We start from the raw sequence: 7033 nt of genomic DNA, 5'->3' as shown, positions 1-7033 counted from the left end.
AGAGCGCATGATTCATAATCATGAGGTCCCCGGTTCAATCCCGGGTCCCGCTACTGAAAAGAAATAAGGTATTTGAGAGGCTTCCACTCTTGAGTGCCTTTTTCTTTTCGCTTCCGGTTTATGCTGGTTTATGAGCGTATAGTAAGGGGCAATGTAAGAAATTGTGTTTATATACTTAAATAGCACTCTGTTATAATCCTGAGCCAATGTAAAAAGGAAGGGATTTTTTACATAAATCATCGATAATCTGTGCAAAGGGAATGTGTTGACCTATAAACAAGAGTTCATTATAAAATTCTCACAATGGATAAAGAAGAGAAAACTTCCTTTATAGAAGGTATAAATAAACAATATCCAACTGCTTACTGCCAGCTTTATGATGAATATTATAAAGCATTAGTATTATATGCTATCAACTTCCTCTCTTCTCAACAAGTGGCTGAGGATATCGTCCAGGACCTTTTCGCAACAATGTGGGAAAAGAAAATGAAATTCTTATCTTTACCCTCTTTTCGCACTTACCTTTATAATTCTATACGAAATGCTTCTCTCAATTACCTGAAACATCAAAATGTTGAGTCACTCTACCTCGAACATCTTGCAAATACTTACCGAGAAATAACAGAAGAGGAAGACGTAAATGAGGAAGAAGTTTATCGTCTCCTCTTTCGTACTATTGACAAGCTTCCAGCACGTTGCCGGGAAATATTTTTACTGCACATGGACGGGAAAAAAAACGAAGAAATAGCCGTCACTTTAAACATATCTATAGAAACAGTGAAAACACAAAAGAAAAGAGCTATACAATTTATCAAAGAACAAATGGGCACATGCTATTTTCTATTACCATTATGTGACATTTTGTATAGTTCAAAGTTTTTTTCATAACAAAAATAATCTTTTTTAGAAAGTTTGTACCTCTTTTTACTTTCAAAGTTGTCTTATTAAAAAATAAGACAATTAAAAATGTATGAAAGTAAAATCAGATATAGAAATATTAATAGCAAAATATCTTCTTGGTAATATTACAACCATTGAAAAATCCCAACTTGATAACTGGTTAAAAAGTTCTCCCTTACATAAAGAACTTTTTAATCGTCTATTAATAAATACAAGCTTTCGTAAGCGTTATGAATCCTATACTCAAATTAATTCATACCGGGCATGGAAAAATTTTCAAAAAAAATACTGTAGTACATTTTATATTAAAACTCTAAAATTTCTCAAATATACAGCTATTCTAATATTACCTATAATAATTGTCACCGGGGGATGGTACTTTTACTCTTTTCCGAATCTAATAACAAATGAACTGGCACAAGGAGATGCCATACAACCCGGAATAGTTAAAGCAACCCTAATATCTGCTGACAAAAAAAAGAAACAACTTACCCGAGAACAATCAGCCTCAATTCAAATCAATCAATCTACGACTGCTACCATTCAGGACGGAACTTTGGTATATCCGCCACTTAACGTCAACCAACAGGAATCCCCTCAGCAAAAAATGGTAGAGAATAACACTCTAACTACCGAACAAGGAAATGAATTCAAAGTAATCTTCGAAGACGGGACCAGTGTACACCTCAATTATAATACGGAAATACGATATCCGATAAAATTCAGTAAAACCAAACGATTGGTCTATTTAAAAGGAGAAGCATACTTCAAAATAGCCAAAGACAACCGTCCGTTTTATATTATAACTGACCAAAGCATAATCAAACAGTATGGTACAGAATTTAATGTCAATACATTTACGCCTAAACAAACAGAAGTTGCATTGGTAAAAGGCCATATCAGCATAACTTCTAAAAGTAATAACCAAGAGCATCATATTCGCCCGGGACAATTAGCATGCATAACATCTGGGAATGATACAATCGCAATCCATGATGTAGACCTCACCCCATATATTGCCTGGAATGAAGGACGATTGATTTTCGATAACCGGCCACTGGAAAATATTGTTAGAATTCTTGAGCATTGGTATAATGTAAATATCTCTTTCAGTTCTCCTGAACTCGGATATCTTCGCTTTACAGGAAACATGGATCGTTATTCAACAATTACTCCAATATTAAAAGCAATAGCACGTACAACAAATTTACAAATAAAGATAGATGGAAGAGAAATTTTAATCACAGACAATTAATTACTAATTAAACAAGAAGAAAGAATGAGAAAGACAAAAAACAGAGAAAGAATTCGAATACTTTCTCTGGTAATAGTATGGTTGCTATTACCTACAATGATGTTCGCCATTCCGGAAAGTGGCAAGAAAGTAACTTTAAATCTGGAATCTGTTACTGTAAAAGATTTTTTTGACGCTTTAAGGCTGCAAACTGGCCTAAGTTTTGTTTACAATACAGAACAGACAAAAGTACTGAAATCAATCACGATCCACGTAAAAGACGAAACTGTGGATAACATATTACGCACTGTTCTTAACGGTACAGGACTTACCTACAGCATGGAAAGAGATATTGTCACTATATCAAAAGCAGAGCAGCAAAGCAACAAACGTATTGCCACAGGTATCGTTTCGGATGAAGAAGGGCAACCCTTACCTGGAGTCAATGTCGTTATTAGTGATCTCCAGCGTTTTGCCATAACCGATAACAACGGACAATACAGAATTGAAATACCATTCAATACACCCTGTACTATCACCTTCTCCTATATTGGAATGTCTACACAACAGACAATGATAAGTAGCGGTCGAAATGATATAAGAAAAAATATCATTTTAAAAAGTGATACTAGGTTAGACGAAGTAGTCGTTACTGGTATTTATACCCGTAAAGCAGAAAGTTTCACCGGCTCAGCCACAACCATCAGTAACAAAGACTTAATGCGTGTAGGTAATCAAAATGTATTTCAAAGTTTAAAAAACTTAGATCCGACATTATATATTGCGGATAATTTCAGTATGGGTTCCGACCCCAACACAACTCCTACAATGTCTATGCGCGGAACATCAAGTTTTCCCACAACTGAAACCAGCTCATTAAAAAGCAACTACCAAAATCAACCCAATCAACCTCTCTTTATACTAGATGGATTTGAAACGACAGCGGAAACAATCATGGATATGGACATGAACCGTATCGAAAGTATCACCATCTTAAAAGACGCATCGGCAAAAGCACTATATGGTTCAAAAGCAGCTAATGGCGTTATTGTTATTGAAACCAAACGTTTAACCGGTAATCAGCAGAGAGTTACATACAATGGAAGTATTTCCTTGGAAATGCCTGACCTAACAAGTTATGATTTATGTAATGCCTGGGAAAAACTGGAGGCAGAACGCTTAGATGGAGTATATAATTCTGATGGCAATGTTATTATACAAGAAGAGCTTACAAGATTATATAATCAACGTAAAAAAAATGTACTGGAAGGTTTGGATACTTATTGGTTATCCAAACCCCTTCATACAGGAATCGGGCATAAGCACAATTTAAATATTGAATTAGGAGATTCACAAAACCTCCGAGCCATCATAGACGTCACTTACAATCAAGTGACAGGAGTCATGAAAGGTTCTGATCGCCGCAATATATCTGGTGACTTCAATATCTCATACAGGCGCAAAAACTTTATATTCAGAAATATTTTATCTGTTTTAGTCAATAAAAGCAATGACTCTCCTTATGGCAGTTATAGTGAATACAGTCAAATGAATCCATATTGGGCAGCTACAGATAAAAACGGCAATATATTACGTTGGGTAGAATCTCCCAATGACATAAATACCCGCATAGCAAACCCAATGTATAATGCAACTATCGGTACTAGTTTCACTTCTAATTATCTAAAGTTTACCAATAATTTCTATGCAGAATGGCAGATTACTCCGGCATGGAAAGCTACAATGCGTTTAGGAATCTCACAACAAAGAGACAGGGCCGATGATTTTTATCCAGTAAACCATTCTATGTTTAAAAACTATACAGATGAGTCTACATTACTTAAACGCGGTAAATACATTTTGGAAAATGGAGAAAGTAATTCAATATCAAGCGACCTCAATCTCAATTATAACAAATTAATCGGAAAGCATACGATTTTTGCCAATGCAGGTTTCTTCATCTCAGAAGATAAATCTTCAGCTTATCAACATACAGCAGAAGGGTTTGGTAACAATCAGATTGCCGATATTACTTTTGCACGGCAATACGCAGAAGGCACTATTCCAATAGGATACTCCAGCATAAACCGACAAGCAAGTTTCTTATTGGCGGCATCTTACGATTACGACAATCGTTATTTGGCAGATGCAACTATTCGAGAAAGCGCTTCTTCTCTTTATGGTTCAGATAACCGTTGGGCTAACAGCTGGTCTTTTGGTATAGGATGGAATCTACATAACGAAACTTTCATGAAAGATTTTGATTGGTTAAAACAGTTTAAACTCCGTGCTTCCGTAGGACTTACCGGTAACCAAAACTTTGACACAAATGCCGCAATTGCCACTTACAAATATTATACAGGCATTAATTATGGAGGATTTACCGGTGCATATTTAAATAATATGCCTAATCCTAAGCTCAAATGGGAACAAAAGAAAGATTACAATATAGGTTTTGATATGCACATTTCAAAATTATCTTTAACATTTGATTATTACTCTGCAGACACTGAAAACATGTTAACTAATGTATCGATCCCCACTTCAACAGGTTTTGCAACAGTAAAAGACAACCTAGGTTTAGTTCGTAACTCAGGAGTAGAAGCCAAAGCAAACTACACTGTATGGCAGAACAAAAAAGGCTTCATCAACATATATGGAACATTCACATATAACAAAAATAAAATCATAAACTTATCCGAAAGTATGAGGTCATACAATGAAAAAATGATGAAAATGGCAGAAGAAACAGAACAGTCAACTCCGGTATTAATATATCAAGACGGACTTTCCATGAATACAATATGGGCTGTGCCTTCTGCAGGTATCGATCCGCAGAGCGGTAATGAAATTTACATAAAAAAAGACGGAACCTATACATACGAATACTCTTCCAATGACATGGTTGCCGCCGGTGATGCAACTCCCAAATATCGTGGGACAGCAGGTTTTACAGCTGAATACTGTGGTTTTGGTTTGAGTGCGACGATTAGTTATCTCGCCGGATGTCAAATGTATAATTCAACATTAGTCGACCGAGTTGAAAATGCCGATATCACCTATAATGTAGATCGCCGATTGTTACAAGGACGCTGGACTACTCCCGGACAACAGACACAATACAAAAAGTTCGACTCTTCAACTAGGACTCAGGCTACAACACGTTTTGTACAAGATCGTAAAGAGCTAAATCTATCCTCTATCAGTGCATACTATGAGTTTCCAAGTTCCATCTATAAGAAGTTATATATGCAACGCTTACGATTATCATTTTATATAAATGATATTGCTACATTCTCTTCCATTAAAGTAGAAAGAGGATTGAGTTATCCATTTGCAAGAACGATGTCTTTCTCTTTAAATGCTACATTTTAAAAAATACGATTATGAAAGAATACTTATTCACAATATTAACCATATTTGTAACGTTAACCTCATGTAGTGACTGGTTTGATGTTACATCCAGTTCTGAAATCAGAGAAAAAGACCATTACAATACAGAAACAGGCTTTCAACAATCACTGATAGGCTGCTATATAGGTATGACTGATGATGCTTTATATGGTAAAAGCCTATCATGGCATGCATTAGAAATACTTGCTCATCAATTTACCCCGGTCAGTTCCTCCAGCAGTACCCAAGTAGAATATCAGCTTCAGTCTTACTCATACAACGGAATTTACTCCAATCCTGTTATCGAAGATATTTGGGCTAAAGCTTACAATGTTATTGTTAATGCCAATGAAGCACTTCAAAACATAGATGAGAAAAAAAATATATTTGATGATACCAATTATCATGTCATTAAAGGAGAACTTCTAGCCATACGCGCATATATACACTTGGATTTGCTCAGACTCTACGGATACGGGAACTGGACAAACAGAGCCTCAGAACTAAATGAGAAGTTAACAATCCCATATGTCACCACTGTATCCAAAGAGATTACTCCTCAGGCAACAGGGGCTGAAACATTAAAATACATACAGAATGATTTGGAAGAAGCTGCAGACTTACTCAGGGAGTATGATCCTATTACAAAGAAACACAATGAGGACTTTTATGCGGAAATTAATACTGAAGGTTTTTACAAAAATCGTACAATTCGCCTGAACTATTATGCAGTAAAAGCATTACAAGCCCGCGCTTACTTATGGGAAGGAAGTGAAACAAGCAAAATAAAAGCTTTAAACGCAGCAGAAGAAGTTATATCGTTTATTGACAAGGGAGGCTTTAACAGCAATACTTTAAATACTTACGTAAATTTACTGGGAGCAGGAGAAATCAGTGCCAGTAATACATCACTGGCAAATGAACAATTATTTGGCCTGGAAATTCCCAATTTAAGTGAAAAACTTGCTTCATACATATTACCGAACTATAAAGATGAGAACTCACAAGCAATGCATATCTCCGAGGATAATGTACTCGCCCTGTATGAGAATATTCCCACAGATGTCCGTTTCACCCAATTGCTGACTCGAAGTAATTCGGCTACCACTGCCGAATATACTCCTCTAAAAATCTATCAAAGCACATCATTGTCAACTTATAACAAAAACAAGATCCCATTAATACGCTTACCGGAAGTATATTATATAGCTTCAGAATGTTACGCTAGTGCCACAACTCCAAATACGACGAAAGCATTGAAATATTTGAATATAATCCGTCAAAAAAGAGGAATTTATGATGATTTAGAAAACTTAGAACCTGCAGAAATTCTAACCGAAATAGGAAAAGAATATCATAAAGAGTTCCTTTCCGAAGGAGTCATGTTCTATTATTACAAAAGGACTAATGCTTCTACTGTACCTAATTTTAATGAAGAAATGAGTGATACGGAATATGTATTTCCTTATCCGGCATTTGAACTACAATCCGGTCGTGTACAATAAC

The 7033-nt window shown here is 35.7% G+C and carries 4 protein-coding genes; all 4 read left to right on the top strand.

Annotated elements, in window-relative coordinates; genetic code table 11:
- Positions 1 to 303 precede the first annotated feature (303 nt).
- The 4 genes from Q5076_RS14825 to Q5076_RS14810 all read left to right on the top strand — a co-directional run bounded on the left by Q5076_RS14825 (position 304) and on the right by Q5076_RS14810 (position 7032).
- On the top strand, positions 304 to 888 hold the full coding sequence (locus Q5076_RS14825; protein ID WP_303014382.1) for an RNA polymerase sigma-70 factor: 585 nt from the start codon (positions 304 to 306) through the stop codon (positions 886 to 888).
- Positions 889 to 970: 82 nt separating this feature from the next.
- A complete protein-coding gene (locus Q5076_RS14820) occupies positions 971 to 2155 on the top strand; it encodes a FecR family protein (protein ID WP_303014381.1) in 1185 nt (394 codons plus the stop codon).
- 24 nt (positions 2156 to 2179) lie between these two features.
- On the top strand, positions 2180 to 5509 hold the full coding sequence (locus tag Q5076_RS14815) for a SusC/RagA family TonB-linked outer membrane protein (RefSeq protein ID WP_303014380.1): 3330 nt from the start codon (positions 2180 to 2182) through the stop codon (positions 5507 to 5509).
- A gap of 11 nt (positions 5510 to 5520) precedes the next feature.
- Positions 5521 to 7032 (top strand): RagB/SusD family nutrient uptake outer membrane protein, encoded by a 1512-nt coding sequence (locus tag Q5076_RS14810; RefSeq protein WP_303014379.1) that lies wholly within the window; start codon positions 5521 to 5523, stop codon positions 7030 to 7032.
- Position 7033 lies beyond the last annotated feature (1 nt).

This window comes from uncultured Bacteroides sp., from assembly GCF_958445495.1.
Classification (GTDB): domain Bacteria; phylum Bacteroidota; class Bacteroidia; order Bacteroidales; family Bacteroidaceae; genus Bacteroides.
The sequence above is the reverse complement of the archived record's forward strand: the minus strand, read 5'-3'. Positions and strand labels throughout refer to the sequence as shown.